The 16,767-nt window shown below is 74.9% G+C and carries 18 protein-coding genes and 2 pseudogenes; 13 read left to right on the forward strand and 7 right to left on the reverse strand.

Going from position 1 to position 16,767, the window contains the following annotated elements; translation table 11 throughout:
- The first annotated feature begins 8 nt into the window (after positions 1–8).
- The 13 genes and pseudogenes from ACGFIG_RS01140 to ACGFIG_RS01200 all read left to right on the forward strand — a co-directional run bounded on the left by ACGFIG_RS01140 (position 9) and on the right by ACGFIG_RS01200 (position 7,997).
- Positions 9–680 carry a DUF3618 domain-containing protein gene (locus ACGFIG_RS01140; RefSeq protein WP_392998053.1) on the forward strand — a complete coding sequence of 224 codons (672 nt, stop codon included), beginning with the start codon at positions 9–11 and terminating at the stop codon, positions 678–680.
- A complete protein-coding gene (locus ACGFIG_RS01145; protein ID WP_392998054.1) occupies positions 649–1,548 on the forward strand; it encodes a hypothetical protein in 900 nt (299 codons plus the stop codon). The genes ACGFIG_RS01140 and ACGFIG_RS01145 overlap by 32 nt, the downstream gene beginning before the upstream one ends.
- A gap of 194 nt (positions 1,549–1,742) precedes the next feature.
- Positions 1,743–2,252 (forward strand): GNAT family N-acetyltransferase, encoded by a 510-nt coding sequence (locus tag ACGFIG_RS01150; RefSeq protein WP_392998055.1) that lies wholly within the window; start codon positions 1,743–1,745, stop codon positions 2,250–2,252.
- Between the two features lie 278 nt (positions 2,253–2,530).
- On the forward strand, positions 2,531–2,944 hold the full coding sequence (locus ACGFIG_RS01155; RefSeq protein ID WP_392998056.1) for a hypothetical protein: 414 nt from the start codon (positions 2,531–2,533) through the stop codon (positions 2,942–2,944).
- 2 nt (positions 2,945–2,946) lie between these two features.
- Positions 2,947–4,158 carry an SRPBCC family protein gene (locus tag ACGFIG_RS01160; protein ID WP_392998057.1) on the forward strand — a complete coding sequence of 404 codons (1,212 nt, stop codon included), beginning with the start codon at positions 2,947–2,949 and terminating at the stop codon, positions 4,156–4,158.
- A pseudogene (gene gvpJ / locus ACGFIG_RS01165) lies at positions 4,155–4,370 on the forward strand (gas vesicle protein GvpJ); the annotation flags it as partial. The gene ACGFIG_RS01160 and the pseudogene gvpJ (ACGFIG_RS01165), both read left to right, overlap by 4 nt.
- Positions 4,371–4,588: 218 nt before the next feature.
- Positions 4,589–5,344 carry a GvpL/GvpF family gas vesicle protein gene (locus ACGFIG_RS01170; RefSeq protein ID WP_392998058.1) on the forward strand — a complete coding sequence of 252 codons (756 nt, stop codon included), beginning with the start codon at positions 4,589–4,591 and terminating at the stop codon, positions 5,342–5,344.
- Positions 5,345–5,347: 3 nt separating this feature from the next.
- A complete protein-coding gene (locus tag ACGFIG_RS01175) occupies positions 5,348–5,722 on the forward strand; it encodes a gas vesicle protein GvpG (RefSeq protein WP_392998059.1) in 375 nt (124 codons plus the stop codon).
- Entirely contained in the window at positions 5,682–6,032 is a 351-nt protein-coding gene (locus ACGFIG_RS01180) for a gas vesicle protein (protein WP_392998060.1), read from the forward strand. The genes ACGFIG_RS01175 and ACGFIG_RS01180 overlap by 41 nt, the downstream gene beginning before the upstream one ends.
- A 46-nt stretch (positions 6,033–6,078) precedes the next feature.
- Positions 6,079–6,231, forward strand: a pseudogene (gvpJ, locus tag ACGFIG_RS01185) (gas vesicle protein GvpJ); the annotation flags it as partial.
- 154 nt (positions 6,232–6,385) lie between these two features.
- Positions 6,386–7,324 carry a GvpL/GvpF family gas vesicle protein gene (locus ACGFIG_RS01190; protein ID WP_392998061.1) on the forward strand — a complete coding sequence of 313 codons (939 nt, stop codon included), beginning with the start codon at positions 6,386–6,388 and terminating at the stop codon, positions 7,322–7,324.
- Complete coding sequence (locus tag ACGFIG_RS01195) at positions 7,321–7,575, forward strand: gas vesicle protein (RefSeq protein ID WP_392998062.1); 255 nt, start codon at positions 7,321–7,323, stop codon at positions 7,573–7,575. The genes ACGFIG_RS01190 and ACGFIG_RS01195 overlap by 4 nt, the downstream gene beginning before the upstream one ends.
- Positions 7,572–7,997, forward strand: coding sequence for a gas vesicle protein K (locus ACGFIG_RS01200; protein WP_392998063.1), 426 nt, complete (start codon positions 7,572–7,574; stop codon positions 7,995–7,997). The genes ACGFIG_RS01195 and ACGFIG_RS01200 overlap by 4 nt, the downstream gene beginning before the upstream one ends.
- 82 nt (positions 7,998–8,079) lie before the next feature.
- Here the strand turns inward: ACGFIG_RS01200 and ACGFIG_RS01205 are convergent, their stop codons facing one another.
- Genes ACGFIG_RS01205 through ACGFIG_RS01235 form a run of 7 tightly spaced genes read right to left on the reverse strand, consistent with a single transcriptional unit; the run spans position 8,080 to position 16,495 of the window.
- Positions 8,080–10,389, reverse strand: a complete 2,310-nt coding sequence (locus tag ACGFIG_RS01205; RefSeq protein ID WP_392998064.1) for an AAA family ATPase — start codon at positions 10,387–10,389, stop codon at positions 8,080–8,082.
- A gap of 22 nt (positions 10,390–10,411) precedes the next feature.
- The gene (locus tag ACGFIG_RS01210) at positions 10,412–10,960 is read right to left on the reverse strand and encodes a hypothetical protein (RefSeq protein WP_392998065.1); all 549 of its coding nucleotides are present in this window, start codon (positions 10,958–10,960) and stop codon (positions 10,412–10,414) included.
- 54 nt (positions 10,961–11,014) lie between these two features.
- Complete coding sequence (locus ACGFIG_RS01215) at positions 11,015–11,773, reverse strand: ATP/GTP-binding protein (protein ID WP_392998066.1); 759 nt, start codon at positions 11,771–11,773, stop codon at positions 11,015–11,017.
- Positions 11,751–12,209, reverse strand: coding sequence for a DUF742 domain-containing protein (locus ACGFIG_RS01220; RefSeq protein ID WP_392998067.1), 459 nt, complete (start codon positions 12,207–12,209; stop codon positions 11,751–11,753). Before ACGFIG_RS01220 ends, ACGFIG_RS01215 begins: the two co-directional genes overlap by 23 nt.
- Positions 12,206–12,676, reverse strand: coding sequence for a roadblock/LC7 domain-containing protein (locus tag ACGFIG_RS01225; RefSeq protein ID WP_392998068.1), 471 nt, complete (start codon positions 12,674–12,676; stop codon positions 12,206–12,208). Before ACGFIG_RS01225 ends, ACGFIG_RS01220 begins: the two co-directional genes overlap by 4 nt.
- A complete protein-coding gene (locus ACGFIG_RS01230; RefSeq protein WP_392998069.1) occupies positions 12,673–15,345 on the reverse strand; it encodes a nitrate- and nitrite sensing domain-containing protein in 2,673 nt (890 codons plus the stop codon). Before ACGFIG_RS01230 ends, ACGFIG_RS01225 begins: the two co-directional genes overlap by 4 nt.
- A complete protein-coding gene (locus tag ACGFIG_RS01235; RefSeq protein ID WP_392998070.1) occupies positions 15,332–16,495 on the reverse strand; it encodes a hypothetical protein in 1,164 nt (387 codons plus the stop codon). Before ACGFIG_RS01235 ends, ACGFIG_RS01230 begins: the two co-directional genes overlap by 14 nt.
- Between the last annotated feature and the right edge of the window lie 272 nt (positions 16,496–16,767).

Genomic DNA, 16,767 nt, shown 5'->3' on the forward strand with positions numbered 1-16,767 from the left:
AGCAGATCATGTCCAACGATCCGGACCGGATCCGGTGGGAGATCGAGAACACCCGGAACGAACTGAGCAGTGACGTCGACGCGCTGGCCGACAGGGTCAATCCGCGGCGGATCGCAGGTGAACGCGTCGGGCAGGCCCGCGGCGCGCTCACCCGGGCCAGGGAGAAGGTGATGGGCGTGCAGTCGGACGGGCACGGCGTCGCGCAGCGGATGTCGCACGCGACCGGGTCGGCGCGGGGCTTCGGTGAACAGTCCCGCGAGCAGATGTCGCACATGGCCGGGTCGGTGCGGGAGGAGGCCCGCTCGCTCGGGCAGCAGTCCCGGCGGCAGGCGGAGGGCAACCCCCTCGCGGCCGGGCTGATCGCCTTCGGCGCCGGGCTGCTCGTCTCGTCGCTGATCCCGCCCAGCCGGCCCGAACGGCAGTGGGCCGGGCAGGCCAAGGACATGGTCAGCGAGCACTCCGACCAACTGCGCGCGCGGGCCGGACAGCTGCGGGAACAGGCCAGCCAGGTCGGGCACGAGATGCGCGACAACCTGCGCGAGCCGGTGCAGCAGGCGGCTGGTTCGGTGGCCTCCACCGCCGCCGGTGGCGCGTCCGCCGTCCGGGAGCAGGGCCGGTCGGCCGCCCACCAGATGCAGGGGCAGGCGCATGAGACCGCCGACGACCTCCGTCGCCGCTGAGGCGACCCGGGTGGTCGGGGCGGCGCGGACGATGCGGGTACGCTCCGCGTCCGCGCCGCCGCCCGGCCGGCCGGACAACGAGGACCTGGTCTTCCGGTTCGGGCCGCTGACCGGCGTGCTGGACGGCGCGACCGTGCCGGAGGGCTTCGACACGGGCTGCGTGCACGGGCCGTCCTGGTACGTCCGGCACCTCGCGGCCCGGCTCGGGCTGGCGGAGGCGGTCCGCCCGACGGCGACGCTGATGAGCAATCTGGCGGCGGCGATCCTCGCCGTGCGGGCCGACCACGGCGGCGAGTGCGACCTGGACCACCCGGGCACCCCGTCGAGCACCGTCTGCCTGCTGCGCGACGGCGGCGACCATCTCGACTACCTGGTGCTCTGCGACAGTCCGCTGGTGCTCGACGCCGGCGGTCGCGTCAGCGTGGTCACGGACGACCGCCTGGACTCCGCCATGGCGGCCCTGCGGGCCACGGTCGCCGCCGCACCGGACGGCTCCGCCGACCGGATGACCCGGTTCCGGCAGGCGGTCGGGGTGCAGCGGGAACGGATGAACCGGACCCACGGCTACTGGGTGGCCGCCGCCGACCCGGATGCGGCGTTCCACGCGGTGACGGGGAGTCTGCCGCTGCGCGGGCCGGGCGCGGTACGCCGGGCGGCGCTGCTCAGCGACGGCGCGTCGGCCCTGGTGGAGCAGTTCGGCCTGCTCGACTGGACCGGGCTGCTGGACGTGGCGACCGCCGAGGGGCCGGAGGCGTTGATCGAGCGCGTACGCGCCGCGGAACGCGACCATGCGGACCGGTTGCGTCGCCACAAGCCCGCCGACGACGCGTCGGTGGTGCTCTGCGAGTTCGACGTCGACGGACGCTGACCGGGCCAGGTCGGGCGGCTTCCGCCCCTCGTCGACGGGCGACGCCGTTGCTGAGCGTTGCGCGGGCGGGCGGTTCGACAACGCGGAGTGAGATGGAACACGAGGCGGTCCGACCGGCCGGTACCTTCCGCCGGACCGCCAGTCGGGGCCCGATCGGGTGGACTCGGGCCGGTGGGGGCGGCAGACTGCGGCACGTGGCGGGAACGGTCCGGTTGGAGCCGGTGGACGAGGGAAACCTGGAGCCATTGCTCTCCGTGGCGGCTGCGGAGGCGGAGCCCGGCGACGTGATGCCGCCGGTGGAGGCCCCGGCGGGGTGGTCGCACGCCCGGCGGGAGGCGTTCCGGGAGTTCCACCGGGCGAGCTTCGGCGGTTTGGACGGCCCGACCGGCACCCGCATGTACGCGATCCTGGCCGGCGGCGAGGTCGTCGGCATGATCCGGATGAGTCGCCGTGCCGAGCCGGGCACCGTCGAGACCGGGATGTGGCTGGGGCGCTCGGCCCGGGGGCAGGGAATAGGCGCGGCGGCGCTGCGCGAACTGCTCAACGAGGCGGCGGCGGCCGGAATGCGACTCGTGGTCGCGGAGACGACAATCGACAATCAGGGTGCCGTCTCGGTGCTGAGGAAGTGCGGCGCGAAATTGCGCGAGGATGCCGGCAGGGTGCAGGCCGAAATGTGCCTCGATTGGGCGCTGCCGGCCGTGTGAACGCCATTCGTCGACTCTCTGCTTCCTGACGTTCTTCCTGCTCGTAGCGGCCTTGGTGTCCGCTTCGGCTGCTTCGTGGGAAGCATTCCTCCGACTCGGATAAGTGCCGCCGACAAAATCGCTCGGGTGTTTCGCCGATAGGTCAACGGGTACTGCCCGTCGGGTCCGATTGAACGGGACACCAGATGTGCGGTCCGGTGTGTGCTGATCCCCGGCGGCCACCTTTTTCTGACCATTGCCGTCAGGTGTCCGGCGCTGCGGGGAGCGAAGGAGAACTGATGAACAGCGGAGCACGAATCGGGCTCGCGGTCGGCTTCGGCTATCTGCTCGGCCGCCGGCGCAAGCTGCGTACCGCCCTCACCCTGGCCGCCGCGGTCGCGGCCGGTCGGGCCAGCCGGGAGCACGGCGGGCTGCTGAAGGCGGGTGGCAACCTGCTCCAGTCGTCCCCCCAGTTGAGCAACCTCGGCCGCCTCGGTGCCCCCCTCGCGGCCGCCTCGAAGGCGGCCGCGACCGCCGCCGCCGGCAGCGGCATCGACGCCGTCAGCGGCAAGCTACGCAGCTCCGCCGACACGCTGCGCCGCAAGGGCGGCGCCGGAGCGCCCGGCGGGACGTCGCCCGACGGCGGGCGGACCGACCGGGACGCCGACGGCGGGCAGCGGGAACGCGACGCCGCCGAGCAGCGGGGGCGGTGACCATGGCGGAGACGACGAACCCCGGCGGCCTCGGGGACAAGCTCCGGGGCCAACTCGCCGGCGAGGCGCGGAACCTGGCCAGCGCGATCGGCGAACGCGCGGTCCAGGTGGTGACCGAGCGGATCACGGGCGCGACCGGCCGGCTCAGCGACTACGCGAAGCAGGGCGGTGGGCCGGGCCTGATCGCCGCCGCCACCGGTGCGCAGAAGCTCGCCGAGGGCGGTTCACCGGTGAAGGCGATGGCGCATGCCGGGCTCGCCGGCGGTAAGGAGAAGATCATGTCGGCTCTCGGCAAGGGCGGTAAGGGCGGCAAGGGCGGCGGCAGGAAGCTCAAGGTCACCAACATCGTGGAGGCGATCGAGGTCGGCGTGCCGGTCCGGGTCGCGTACGACCAGTGGACCCAGTTCGGCGACTTCCCGAGCTTCATGAAGAAGGTCGAGGCCGTCGACACCGAGTCGGACGAGAAGCTGACCTGGAAGGCACAGGTCCTCTGGTCGCACCGCAGCTGGGAGTCCACCATCGTCCGGCAGATCCCGGACAAGCTGATCCACTGGCGCTCCAAGGGCGAGAAGGGCTCCGTCGACGGCACGGTCAGCTTCCACGAGCTGTCACCCGACCTGACCCGGATCCTGGTGGTGCTGGAGTACCACCCGCAGGGGTTCTTCGAGCACACCGGCAACCTCTGGCGGGCCCAGGGCCGCCGCGTCCGGCTGGAGCTGAAGCACTTCGTCCGGCACGTGATGACCCAGACCGTCCTCGACCCCGACTCGGTGCAGGGCTGGCGTGGCGAGATCGAGGACTCGCAGGTGGTGCGGGACCACGAGACCGCGCTGCGCGAGGAGCAGGAGGAGAGCCGGCGGCAGGAGGAGCGCGAGGAGCGCGGCCGGCGTGCGCCCGAGGAGGAACCGGGCGAGGAGCGCCGGCCCGCCGAGCGTGGCCGCCGTCGACCGCCTCAGCGCCGGCGCCCGGCCGAGGAGGAGGAGTACGAGGACGAGTACGACGAGGGCGACTACGACGACAGGTACGAGGAGGAGCCGGAGGAGGAGCAGCCTCCGCCGCGCCGCCGTACCCCCGAACGGGCCCGCCGCACGCGACCTCGGGAGGAGCCCGGGCCCCGGGAGGAACCCAGGTCCCGGGAGGAGCCCCGGGCCCGCCGTTCCCCGGAGGCGCCCCGGCGACCCGTGGTCCGTCGTCGACGGGAGGAGCAGGAGTGACCGTCGCGACGAGCGGGGGCCAGGCCGGCGCCGCCCTGGAACGCGGCGGGGCCGGGTCGAGCTTGGCCGACACCGTGGAGACCGTGCTGGACAAGGGCGTGGTGATCGACGCCCAGGTGTCGGTCGCCGTGGTCGGCATCCAGCTGCTGGAGATCAACGCCCGGGTCACCATCGCCAGCATCGAGACGTACCTGCGCTTCGCGGAGGCGGTCGACCGGTTCGACATCACCCCGAGGAACCAGAAGGGACTGCCGGACCTGATCGAGGGCGCCTCGGGGGCGGTCGGCGCCGGCAGGGCGGTGTCCGGGATCGGCAGGACGGTCGGCGCGATCGGCGGCGCGGTCAGGGACGCGGTCGGCGAGCTGGGCTCGGACGACCGGGACCGGGACCGTGAGCGGCCCCGGCGGCGGCGGAACGGGGAGCGCTGAGCATGGCCGAGGAGACCGGACTGTTCATCTACGGCATCGTGCCCTCCGACGTGGAGCCGACCCCGGACGCCGCCGGGGTCGGCGACCCGCCCGGCGAGGTGGCAGCGATCCGGCACGGCGAGCTGGCCGCGCTGGTCAGCGAGGTGAGCCTCACCGAGCCGATCGGCCGGCCGGCGGACCTGACCGCGTACCAGGAACTGGTGGACGGCACGGCGGCGGTGGCGCCGGTGTTGCCGGTGCGCTTCGGCACGGTCGTCACCGGGCCCGACGCGGTCGCCGACCTGCTGGACGCGCACCACGACCGGTTCGCCGCCGCGCTCGACGAGTTCGAGGGCCGGATCCAGTACCGGGTGCACGGGCGCTACGACGAGGCGCCCCTCCTCTCGGCGGTGCTGGCCGACAACCCGGCCGCCGCCGAGCTGGCGGACCAGGTACGCGGGCAGCCGGAGACGGCCACCCGGCCGCAGCGGATCCGGCTCGGCGAGATGATCAGCCAGGCGGTGGAGCTGCGCCGGGAGGCGGACAACCGGCAACTGGTCGACGCACTGGACCCGCTCGTCGTGGCGAGCGCGCCACGGGCGCCGAGCAACGAGCTGGACGCGGCGAACGCCGTCTTCCTCGTCGACCAGGACCGGGAGGACGAGTTCGTCTCGGCGGTCGAGGAGTACGCCGAGCAGCGCCGGGAGCTGATCCGGATGCGGCTGCTCGGCCCGCTCGCCCCGTACGACTTCGTCGGCGCCCACCAGCTGACGGGGTGAACGGTGGACATCCTGTGGGCGCTGCTGACCCTGCCGTACGCGCCGGTGCGGGGGCTGACCTCGGTGGTCAAGGTGGTCGCCCGGGAGGCGGAGTCGCGGCAGCACGACCCCGTCGACGTCCGGCGCGAGCTGGAGGCGCTGGACGCGGCGGCGGCCGCCGGCGAGATCAGCGCCGCGGAACGGGACCGGGGGCAGCAGCAGGTGCTGGAGCGGCTGACGGGCGGCGTACGACGGCCCGCGCGGGGTCGCAGCCTGGCCCGCAACGGCCCCGGCTCCCGTCGGGGCAACGAACGGGTGCGGCGGGTGCCGTACGGCGGCGGCGAGGGAGGTGAGCGCGATGGTGGATCTGATCCGCGGCGACGGCGGTCGGGCGCGTAGGGGCGAGCCCGTCGGCGACCGCTACGACGACGAGGAGGAGGAGTACTTCGAACCGATCTCGGCCGCCGAGGCGGCGCGCGAGGGGATGCGGCAGATCGTCGAGTTGACCGGCCGGGATCCCATGGGGACCACCTCGCTCAAGTCGTCGCGGGACGGCTGGATCGTCGGCGTGGAGGTCGTCGAGGACCGCCGTATCCCCAGCTCCATCGACCTGCTCGGCCTCTACGAGGTGGAGCTGGACCTGGAGGGCGCCCTGCTCGGCTACCGGCGGGTGCGGCGCTACCAGCGCGGGAAGGGCGAGGTGGGATGACGTGAGCGTGCAGCCGCCGCCGGTGGTGCAGAACTCCGGCCAGGTCCTGCCCGCCGGGCACGAGCCGGCAAATCTCGGCGACATCCTGGAACGCGTGCTGGACCGGGGCATCGTGATCGCCGGGGACATCCGGGTCAGCCTGCTCGACATCGAGCTGCTGACACTCAAGCTGCGACTGGTCATCGCCTCGGTCGACACGGCCCGGCAGATCGGCATCGACTGGTGGGAGCACGACCCGTGGCTCAGCTCCCGGGCGAGGCCGCCGGTGGAGCCCGGCCCACGGGATCCGGAGCAGGTGGAGGCGCAACGGCGCCCCCGGGTCGCCCGGGAGGCCGCCCGCAGGGAGGAGTGGGATGAGTTCGACGGCTGACCTGGTGTCCGACGCCGGACCGGCGGACCCCGGCGTCGGGGTGTGGCTGCACGGGGTGACGCGGGACGCCGACCCGGCCCTGCTCGCCACGACCGCCGGGATGGACGGCGCCGCCGTGCGTGCGGTGCGGGCCGCCGGCCTGGTCGCCGTCGTCAGTGCCGTGCCCCTGTCCGAGTACGGCGAGGAGGCGCTGCGCCGCAACCTGGAGGACCTGGCCTGGCTGGAGCGCGCGGCCCGGACCCACCATGCCGTGGTGGCGGCACTCTCCCGGGCCGGCGCGGTGGTGCCCGCCCGCCTCGCCACGGTGCACCACGACGACGCCCGGGTGGCGGGGCAGCTCGCCGCCCGCCAGGCCGAGCTGACCACCGTCCTGGACCGGCTCGCCGGCCGTGACGAGTGGGGCGTCAAGGGCTACGTCGTGCCGGGCGCGACGCCCCGGATCGAGTCTGTGCCCGGCGCGGCATCTCGGACCTCGGAGTCGGTGCCGGGCGCTGCGGCCGGGACCTCCGAGTCGGCCGGGTCCGGCGCTCCCGCCGGGACCTCGCCGCCGATCGGGTCGGGCGGCGGCGCCGGGGCGGCGTACCTGCGGCGGCGTCGGGCCCAGCTCACCGCCCGCGACGAGGGGCAGCGGATCGCCGCCGACGCCGCCTGCGCCGTGCACGGGGCGCTGGCCGGGCAGGCGGTGGCCGCCCGACGGCATCCCCCGCAGGACCGCCGGCTCTCGGGCGCACCCACCGCGATGGTGCTGAACGGGGCGTACCTGGTCGAGCAGTCGTCGCTCGCCGACTTCCACCGGCTGGTCGACGCGCTCGCCGACCGGCACCCGGAGATCCGGCTGGAGCTGACCGGCCCGTGGCCGCCGTACTCGTTCGCCGAGGAACGGCCCGCCGAGCCGGCGCTGACCGTACGGGAGCCGGCGTGACCACCGCGCTCGCGCCCAGCAGCGCCGACGACCCGCTGGCCTACCGGCCGGTGGCGCTGGTCGACCTGCTCGACCGGGTCCTCGCCACGGGCGTGGTGATCAGCGGCGACATCACCATCGCGATCGCCGACGTCGACCTGGTCCGGGTCTCCCTGCGCGCACTGGTCGCCTCCGTCGGGGCGCTGGCCCCGCCCGAGCTGCGGGACGCCGTCCCGGCCGACCCCCTCAGTCCGCCGGGAACGCCGGCATGACCGCCCCCGGCAACCACGCGGACGGCCCGGGCGGTGGGGCCGGCCCGGCGGGCGTGGGCAGCCCGGACCGCACCCGTCGGGACGAGGCGACCACGCTCGCCGCCGCGCTCGGCGACACCCGGTGGCAGCCGCCCCGGGTGACCCCGCTGGACCGCCGCCTGGCCGTCGACCGGGACTCCGTCGAGCGGGGGCTGGCCAGCCTCGTGCTCACCGTGATCGAGCTGCTGCGCCAGCTCATGGAGCGACAGGCGCTGCGCCGGGTCGACCTCGGCGACCTCACCGAGGAGCAGGTCGAACGGATCGGCACCACGCTGATGGCGCTCGAGGAGCAGATGACGGGGCTACGCGAGTACTTCGGCCTCGCCCCCGAGGACCTGAACCTCGACCTCGGGCCGCTCGGCCCCCTCCTGCCCACCGACTGACGGCCCGCCGACCAGCAGGCCCTCCCACCGGCCGGCCGCCGACCAGAAGGCCGCCGACTGGCCGGCCCACCGGCCAGGAGGCTCAGCCGGCCCGCTTCTCGGCGTACGCGGCGAGCCAGGCGACCTGGGCCGGGTCCAGGGACGGGCGGACCCGGGCGCGGGCCGTCGCCACGTGCGCGGCGGTGACCGTGGACGCGGTCAGCGACTCCCGCATCGCGGCGAGCGCGGCCTCCCGCACCAGCGCGGCGCAGTCCGCCGCCGAGAAGCCGTCAAGCTCCGCGCCCAGCGCCGCGAGGTCCACCTCGGGCGCCAGCGGCACGTTGCGCGCCGAGGCACGCAGGATCTCCGCCCGCGCCGGCCCGTCCGGTGGCGGTACGTAGACGAGCCGCTCCAGCCGCCCCGGACGCAGCAACGCCGGGTCCACCAGGTCGGGCCGGTTCGTGGCGCCGATCACCACCACGTTGCGCAGCGTCTCCACCCCGTCCAGCTCGGTCAGCAGCGCGGCCACCACCCGGTCGGTGGTGCCGCCGTCGCTGGCCTGGCCGCGTACCGGGGCGAGCGCGTCCACCTCGTCGAGGAAGACCAGGGTGGGCGCGGCCTCGCGGGCCCGGCGGAACAGCTCGCGGACCGCGCGCTCGCTCTCACCCACCCACTTCGACAGCAGCTCCGCGCCCTTCACCGAGAGCACGTTGGCCCGCCCCGAGCCGGCCAGCGCCGTGACCAGGTAGGTCTTGCCGCAGCCCGGCGGACCGTAGAGGAGCACCCCGCGCGGCGGCTGCACGCCGAGCCGGGCGAAGGTGTCCGGGTAGGTCAGCGGCCAGAGCACCGACTCGGTCAGCGTCTCCTTGACCTCCGTGAGGTCGCCGACGTCGTCCAGCGTCACCGAGGCCAGCTCCAGGGTGGAGGCGGCCATCGTGGTGGGGCGGACCACCTCCAGCGCGGCGGTGAAGTCGCTCATCGCCACGGTGGGCGTCTCCGCCGACTTCTGCCGCAGGGCCGCGCGCACCCCGGCCTCGCGGACCAGCGCGGCCAGGTCGGCGGCGACGAAGCCGGGCGTACGCCCCGCCACCTCGTCGAGCCGCACGTCGTCCGCGAGCGGGACCTGCCGGGTCAGCACCGTCAGCTGCTCCCGGCGCAGGGCCGCGTCCGGGAGCGGGATGCTGATCCGCAGCGAGAGCAGGTCCGGAGCGCGCAGCGCGGGGTCCACCGCCTCGGGCCGGCCGGTGGTGCAGACGACCGCCGCCCCCGCCCGTACGGTCTCGGCGACCACCTGCCGGAACACGGTCGCCACCGGCCCCGGCCCGTCCGCCGGGGCGAGCGCCTCCACGTCGGTGACCAGCAGCACCCCGGGGCCGTCCGCGCGTGCCTCGGCCGCCGCGGCGCGCAACCGCTCCGCGGCGGCCTGGTTCGTCAGCGCGGCCACCTCGGGTGCCCAGAGCGGGCTGACCCGGGCACCGACCCGGGCGGCCACGGCCCGCACGAGCGCCGCCTTCCCGGAGCCGGCCGGCCCGGCGATCAGTACGCCCAGCGAGACGGTCGTGCCCAGGCGCCCGAGCACCTCCCGGTGGTGGAAGCCGAGGTCCAGCAGCTCGGTGAGTTCCTCGGCCTGGGCCCGCAGCCCGGGCAGCTCGTCCACCGAGGGCGGGGAGTCGTCGACGCCGCCGGCGCTCCACCCGGTGGCGTCCACGGCGGGAGCACCGGGTCGTACGCCCACCGGGCCGGCGCCGGTGGCCCGCGCCCGCCCCGGGGCGGTCCCGTCCGGGGCGCCGGGCACGAGGCGACCCGCGCCGGGCCCGGTGCCGGCCGAGCCGTGGGTCGTCTGGCCGTGTTCCCAACCGACCACCGTGTCCATGGTGACCAGCGAGCCGGTGTCGGGCTCGGCGGCGACCACGGCGAGCAGCGTGCTGGTCCAGGCGTACCCGACACTGTTGGAGAGGCTGCGGCGGGCGGCCTCCACCAGGCTGCGGACCGAGGCGTCCGGCAGCACGTCCTGCGGCAGCAGCGACACGTCGTCCCCGGTCGTCACCACCTTGCCGAGCAGGGCCAGCCGGAGCATCTCGGGGGAGACCACCGCGGCGATCTGCGCCGGCCCGGCGAGCAGCACCCTGCGCGCCGGGGCGACCGGCAGGCGGCTCACCGTCACCTGGCCGCCGTCGCGGATCCCGAGGTTGCCCAGCATCAGGTCGTCCGCGTAGAGCAGCGCGGTGCTGGCGGTCCGCTCGGCGGGCGCGACGATGCCGGCGGTCACCCGCCGGCCCGCCAGCCGCACGGGGTCGCCGGGGCGCAGCGCCAGCGCGGTGAGCGCCTCCGGGTGCAGCCGGACGATGCCCCGTCGGGCGTCCAGGGCCGCCGGCCGCAGGCTCGCGGTCAGGGTCAGGTCGGGTTCCGCCACCGCCCGACCCTAGCCGCCGTGGTCACGTCGCGCCCGACCCCAGCGCGTTCCGTGATCCGCGGGACGTTTCGCGGTCGTCGAGCAGGAAGGGATCGTGGCGGATCAGCTCGGCCAGCCGCGCCGCCGGGTGGGGGGTCAACCCCTCCTGGGTCGGGGTCCAGGCCGGCACCGTCTTGACCGACATCGGCCACGCGGGTGGCGGCGTCGCGGCCTCCGCGTCGACCGTCACGCCGGCGTCGGTCCAGGCGACCCGCAGCGGGTACGCCTGCCCGTCGTGTTCGACCCGGATGCTGACGGCCGTGCCGGGATGGCCGGCGACCACCCGACGGACCGCCTCGGTGACCTCCGCCACGGGGTCGCGGGGTTCCCCGCCCCGCCGCGTGTCGGCCCAGCCGGGTCCGGCGTTGCGCGCCTCGTGGCGGGCCTCGGCACGGCCCGGCTCCGATCCGCCCTGCGCCTGCGACGCCCCGCCACTCTCCCCGTCCGTCGGCACCGGCTCGGCGGCCAGCCGCCGCAGCGCCTCCTCACGGCGCGCCATCCGGGCCAGTGTCTCGTCCAGTCCACCTCTCATCACGAACCACCCCTTCTCGTGAAACGGGTCGAACCGCCGCAACGGTTCAGGACTTCACTTCCTCTCCCGGGTGGCCCGCTCGAGTGCGCGGTCGAGGACGACCAGCAGGGCGTCCCGTACCGAGAGCCGGTCCCGGGCGTCGAACTGCACCAGGGGTACGTGGTCGCCGATGGCCAGCGCCCACCTGATCGCGTCGAGGTCGTGCGCCAGCCGGCCGTCGAAGGCGTTCACCCCCACCACGAAGGGTAGGCCGGACCGCTCGAAGAAGTCGATCGCCGCGTAGCAGTCGTCCAGCCGGGAGCTGTCCACCACGACGAGGGCGCCGAGCGCACCCCGGGCCAGGTCGTCCCACATGAAACCGAACCGGGCCTGCCCGGGCGTGCCGAACAGGTACAGCTTGAGGCTGCGGTCGATGGTCACGCAGCCGAAGTCCATCGCCACCGTCGTGGTGGTCTTCGAGGAACGTACGCCGGGGTCGTCGATGCCGATCCCCGCGGTGGTCATCTCCGCCTCGGTGGTCAGCGGGGCGATCTCGGAGATCGCACCGACCGTGGTGGTCTTGCCGACCCCGAAGCCGCCGGCGATGAGGATCTTGACCGGGATCGGTGGTGCGGCGGCCGCTGCGTGCCGGGGCACCGCGGCCACCCCGGTTGCCGGCTGCCGGGGTGGCGCCGGCTGCGGCTGCCGCCGCGGCAGTGGCGCCGACGCGGCCGGTTGCGGGCCCGTCGGGGAGCCGTAGCGGGTGGCGGCGCTGTTGGCGACGACCCCGCCCAGCGGGGCGACCGGCCATTCAGGAGATCGCACGGAGTCCATCAATCACTCGCAGGATGATGTCGGGGTCGAGGACGTCGGCGCTGTCGTGCACGTCGAGGTGGCCCGCGGCACGGAGGTCGCCGACCAGCACCCGGGTCACGCCGAAGTGCAACCGGGTCCGGGCGGAGATCTCGGCGACCGAGATCGGCTCGTCGCAGAGTGCGACGATCGCCTGCAACTCGGGCGCCAGCCAGGTCAGCGGCGCCGTCCGGTCGGTCGCCGGCCGGGCGGTCACCTGCGTCTCCAGCCCGATCGCCGGGTCGGCGCCGGCCACCCGTCCGGCGGTGAGCACGAACGGGCGCGGGCCGGCCGGCCCGTCCTCGGGCGTCGGGGGCGGCCCGGGCTGGCTGTCGTACGGGGACGACGCGCGCAGGTAGGGCCGGATCCGGAACGTGGGCTCCGGGTCCGGTCCCTCACCGGCGGCCTCGTGGGTCATTGCTGAGCGGCGTTCTTCAGCTCGGCGATCAGTTTCGGTGTGAGGGCGCCACCGGCCCGCCCGGCGAAGAGCGTCATCTCGTAGGCGACGGTGCCGAGGTTCGCCGACCGGTCGGCGACGACCCCGAGCACGGAGCCGCTGCTGATCGAGCTGATCAACAGGTAGCCCTCCGCCATGTCCACGACCACCCGGTTCAGCCCGCCGAGCGAGTACCAGCTCGCGGCGCCACCGGCGAGGCTCGTCATGCCGGAGACCACCGCGGCGAGCCGCTCCGCGTTGGAACGGTCCTTGATCGCCGACATGGCCATCAGCAGCCCGTCCGACGAGACGGCGATCGCCTCCACCACGCCGGCCGTGCTGGAGGTGAACGAGTCCAGCAGCCAGTTGAAGGTGCGCGCCTCCGGGCTCAGGTCACCGGCACCGGAATTCTGGTGGTCGAGGTTGTCGTGCAGGAAGGGGCTGGTCACCGTGATGTTCCCTCTTCGTAGCGGTGGTCTTGGCTGACTTCGGTCAGAGCGCGGGCGACGCCCGCCTCGAACTCGGTGAGGAGGTCGCGGACCTCGTCCGGGTTCTCCGGCGGGCTGTCGGGCTGTCGGGCCGGCGTGACGGTCAGGTTCGCCCCTGGCACCCGTCGGGTCAACCCGGCCGGCCCGGTGCCGCCCGGGGCGCCCCGGCCAGGTTCGGCCGGCGCGGTGCCGCCCGGCGTGCCCCGGCCCAGTTCGGCCCGTCGTACGCCCGACTCGACCGCCTCGACGAGGGCGCGGGCGGCCGCCGGGTCTGCGGCGGTGACCTCCGCCGGCCCGCTGCGCGGCGGGGCGGTCGGCGGCTCGACCGTGCGCAGGGTGGCGCCCGGCACCCGCTGCCGGATGCCCGCCGGGCCGGTGCCGGCCGGTGTCCGGGGGCCGTCCTCGGCCGGCTCCCCGCTGAAGCCGAACGCGTCCCAGGACGGGCCGGACTCCAGGCTGCGGGTGGCGCGACTGAGCACCGCCGCGTCGTATCCGGCCGGCGGGGCCTCCGGTGTCGCCGCGACCGCGGCGCGCGGTTGGGCGACCTGCGGAGCCGCCGCGACCGCCGCGCGGGACTGGGCGATCTCCGCCGCCACCGCCGCGCGGGGCTGCGCGGGCTGCGGCGCCCCGGCAGCCGCCACGCGGGATCGGGCGGGCTGTGGCGCCTCGACGACCGCCGCGCGGGGCTGGGCGGGCTGCGGCGCCTCGACGGGGGAGCGCGGGTCGCGGACGGGCACGGCGGCCCGGGCCACGGTCACACCGGTCCGCTCGGCGCGGTGGGTGACCAGCGACGTCTCCGGGACGTCCAGGTACGCGGTCACCCCGCCACCGCCGCCGGTCGGCGCCAGCCGCACCGTCCAGCCGTGCCGGCGGGCCAGCCGGCCCACCACGAAGAGCCCCAGCACCTCGGTCGGCGCGAGATCCAGCCGCTCGCGCCGGGTGAGCCGGGCGTTCTCCTCCGCCAGCCGCTCCTGCGCCATGCCGATGCCCCGGTCCACGACGGTGAGCCGGGCGCCGGAGCCGGTCGACTCGCCGCTCACGGTGACGCGGGTGTGCGGCGGGGAGAAGACGGTGGCGTTCTCCATCAGCTCGGCCACCGCCAGGACGAGGTCACCGACGGCACCGGGCGCCACCGACAGACCGGGCGGGACCTGCACGTCGACCCGGGTGTAGTCCTCGATCTCGCCGAGCGCCAGCCGGACCACGTCGCCGAGCGGCACCGGCGCCACGTGGGGGTCGGCGCCGGCGGAGCCGGAGAGCACCACCAGGCTGCCGGCGTTGCGGCGCAGCCGGCTGGAGATGTGGTCGAGCCGGTACAGGTGCTCCAGCCGGTCCGGGTCGGTCTCCTGCCGCTCCAGCCGGTCGATCAACGCGATCTGCCGGCCGACGAGGTTCTGCGTACGGCGGCCGACGTGGCCGAACATCTGCGCCACGTTGCGCCGGCCGGCGACCTGCCGTTCCACGAGGCGGGCGGCGGTGCTCTGCACCCGGTCGAACGCGCGGGCCAGGTCGCCGATCTCGTCGCGGGCCCGTACGTCGATCGGGTCGAGGCGTACCGGCGCGCCGCCCTCGGTGTCGTCGTCGGCGACCCGGGTCAGCTCCGCCTCGGCGACGCGGGCGACCCGGTCGGCCGAGCGGGTGAGCCGGGTCAGCGGCCGGGTGACGGTGCGGGCGACGGCCGCGCTGAGCAGCACCACCACGGCGAGGATCAGGACGGCGAGCACGCCGACCAGGTGCGCCTCGACGAGCGCCCGTTGCCGTTGCGCCCCCACCTCGTCGATGACGTCGGCGACGATCTTCTTCTCGATGAACTGCCCGAAGGTGATCATCGAGAGCACCGACGAGAAGAGGCTCTCGAGCGGGGTGTCCCGGACCGCGCCGGCCGGGTCCAGCGCGCTCTTGGCGAGGAAGTCCGGGCTGGTACGGGCCGCCACCGCCCCGTCGTTGAGCGTCACCAGCCGCAACTGCTCCGGTGTGACCATGTCGCGGAACCGCTGGCTGTCGACCCGGAGCGCCGCCATGCAGGCGACGTACGTGGTGGCCACCCGGGGGGAGTCGGAGGCCTTGACCAGCAGGAGCAGGGTGGAGCAGGCGCCCATCGCCTCGTCGACGCGGAGCAGCCCGTCCAGGGCCAGCACCTGCCGACCGGCCGGCGTGCCGGTGTCCACCCCGAACGACAGCCGCAGCGAGTCGATCAATGTCGTGCTCAGCGGCCCGTAGGCGGCCATGATCTGTTCCGGGGTGGCGGTTCCGGCGAGCACCGCGCTCCGCAGGTCGGTCAGCCCGCGTACGCCGTTGAGGGCCTCGGCGGCCTGCGGCGGCAGCAGGTCGCCCAGGGTGGCCCGCAGGTCGGCGACCCGGTCGTCCACGTTGGCCGTCCGCTGCATCAGGTCGGTGCGGGTGACCTGGCCGAGCAGCAGTCCGACGGAGAGGACCTGCTCCTGTTGCAGATCCTGCACGAGGCTGCCGACCCGGCTGGCGACACGGACCAGGTTGGCGGTGTCGCGAGCCTGTTGCGAGGCGGCCACCCGGTCGATCACCACCGGCACGGCGAGCCCCGCCATGGCGAGCAGCGGGATGACGACGAGCAGCGCGAGCTTGCCCCGGATCCGGAGACTAGTGAGCAGCATCGGCGGGCCCCCACTGCGTGCTCCCGGGCCGGCCCGCCCCCGTGGGCTGGAGCTCACGCGGTTCCGCGCCCCCGATGGCGGCCGGCTGCCACGGAGTGTCCTCCGGCCCGACCGCGCCGTCGTGTTCGTGCTCGGTCTCCCTGGTGCTCCGCCGGGCGGCGGCGAGCCACACCGCGCCCAGTGCCGCCCACAGCAGGATGGCCAGGACCCCGGCGGCCACCGCCAGCCAGCGGGCCAGGCTCAGCTCGTCGAGACGCTCGACGAGCAGGGCGTCGAGCTCGTCCAGCAGTACGGGTTGGAGCTGCCTGGCGGCGGACTGCGCGTCGACCCGGGCGCCGACGATCTCGCTGACCGCGATGTCGCGACCGGTCGACGCGGAGTGGGCGGCCAACGCCTCGATGGCCCGCTGGTAGGTGTCCAGCGGGGTCAGCACACTCGGGCCGAGGTCGGCGCTCTCCGAGTTGTCCACGGCCGCCCGCAGGTCGGTGACGAGGTCCCCGGCGGGGGTGAGGACGGCCACCCGGAGGGCGGCGATCTCGGCGGTGGTGCGGTTCCGGTCGGCGGCAGGCCGGCGGTCGGCGAGCACGGCCAGATCGGCCAGTCGCCCGGCCGCCACGACCCCCTCGGACAGGCCTCGGGCGGCGTGTTGGAGGAAGAAGGAGTCCGGCCGGGGGTCACGGACCAGCCCGGAGGTTTCCCGGACCTTGTTGTGCAGGGCCAGCAGCAGGTCGGCGGCCTCGCCGTACGCGGTGAAGGCAGCCTCCGGGTCGGCGGGCCCGCGGGCGCTCAGCGCCTCGATCTTGGCGCGGAGGCCGGCCCAGCGTTCCTCGGTGCGCAGCTCGTCCCCGATCCGCGCGTCGACGGATGCGGCGGCCTCGACCGCGCGGGTCAGCGCCGCGCTGTTGACGGGCCGGGCGGCGACGGCGGCGGACTGGGCGTCGGCCAGGGCGTGGGTGACGGGAGCGAGGGCGCGCAGGTACTCCACGCCGAGGCGTTCCCGGTCGGCCAGCTCCCGGCCGTCGGACGTGGACCGCCAGGTCTGTACGAACAGCAGCGCCATCGGCGCGAGCAGGGCGACGAGGAGCAGCAGCGGAAGTACGCGGCCCACCGCGGTGGGCCGCCGGCGGGCCGGCGGCGCGGGGACGGTCATGTCTGTCTCCTCCGGCGGGAGCACGGGGTAACGGGGGTGTCGGGTGGACGGCGAAGTCCCGTGCACCGGACCGGAAAACTAGTCGACCCGCAGGAGCTCATCGGTTGGCGAAACAGTCAGTTTCGCGTCATGGAGCCCGAAGTAATCGTCAGGTGTCGGATCGGGCACTCTCCGTGTCGGCGTAGAGAGTGACAAGGATGGATCGGAGTGGATTTCGGGCAAACATCGGAATGCACGTGATCCGAATTCATCCTCCTGGGACGGTCTGGACC

Source organism: Micromonospora sp. NPDC049048 (assembly GCF_043197615.1).
GTDB lineage: Bacteria > Actinomycetota > Actinomycetes > Mycobacteriales > Micromonosporaceae > Micromonospora.

Excerpts from the sequence above, each read along its gene's own strand:
- ACGFIG_RS01140 (WP_392998053.1), top strand. The coding sequence starts at position 9 with ATGTCCAACGATCCGGACCGGATCCGGTGGGAGATCGAGAACACCCGG.
- ACGFIG_RS01235 (WP_392998070.1), bottom strand. The coding sequence starts at position 16,495 with ATGACCGTCCCCGCGCCGCCGGCCCGCCGGCGGCCCACCGCGGTGGGC.
- ACGFIG_RS01210 (WP_392998065.1), bottom strand. The coding sequence starts at position 10,960 with ATGAGAGGTGGACTGGACGAGACACTGGCCCGGATGGCGCGCCGTGAG.
- ACGFIG_RS01170 (WP_392998058.1), top strand. The coding sequence starts at position 4,589 with ATGGCCGAGGAGACCGGACTGTTCATCTACGGCATCGTGCCCTCCGAC.
- ACGFIG_RS01145 (WP_392998054.1), top strand. The coding sequence starts at position 649 with ATGAGACCGCCGACGACCTCCGTCGCCGCTGAGGCGACCCGGGTGGTC.
- ACGFIG_RS01230 (WP_392998069.1), bottom strand. The coding sequence starts at position 15,345 with ATGCTGCTCACTAGTCTCCGGATCCGGGGCAAGCTCGCGCTGCTCGTC.
- ACGFIG_RS01155 (WP_392998056.1), top strand. The coding sequence starts at position 2,531 with ATGAACAGCGGAGCACGAATCGGGCTCGCGGTCGGCTTCGGCTATCTG.
- ACGFIG_RS01190 (WP_392998061.1), top strand. The coding sequence starts at position 6,386 with ATGAGTTCGACGGCTGACCTGGTGTCCGACGCCGGACCGGCGGACCCC.
- ACGFIG_RS01200 (WP_392998063.1), top strand. The coding sequence starts at position 7,572 with ATGACCGCCCCCGGCAACCACGCGGACGGCCCGGGCGGTGGGGCCGGC.
- ACGFIG_RS01220 (WP_392998067.1), bottom strand. The coding sequence starts at position 12,209 with ATGACCCACGAGGCCGCCGGTGAGGGACCGGACCCGGAGCCCACGTTC.
- ACGFIG_RS01215 (WP_392998066.1), bottom strand. The coding sequence starts at position 11,773 with ATGGACTCCGTGCGATCTCCTGAATGGCCGGTCGCCCCGCTGGGCGGG.
- ACGFIG_RS01160 (WP_392998057.1), top strand. The coding sequence starts at position 2,947 with ATGGCGGAGACGACGAACCCCGGCGGCCTCGGGGACAAGCTCCGGGGC.
- ACGFIG_RS01180 (WP_392998060.1), top strand. The coding sequence starts at position 5,682 with ATGGTGGATCTGATCCGCGGCGACGGCGGTCGGGCGCGTAGGGGCGAG.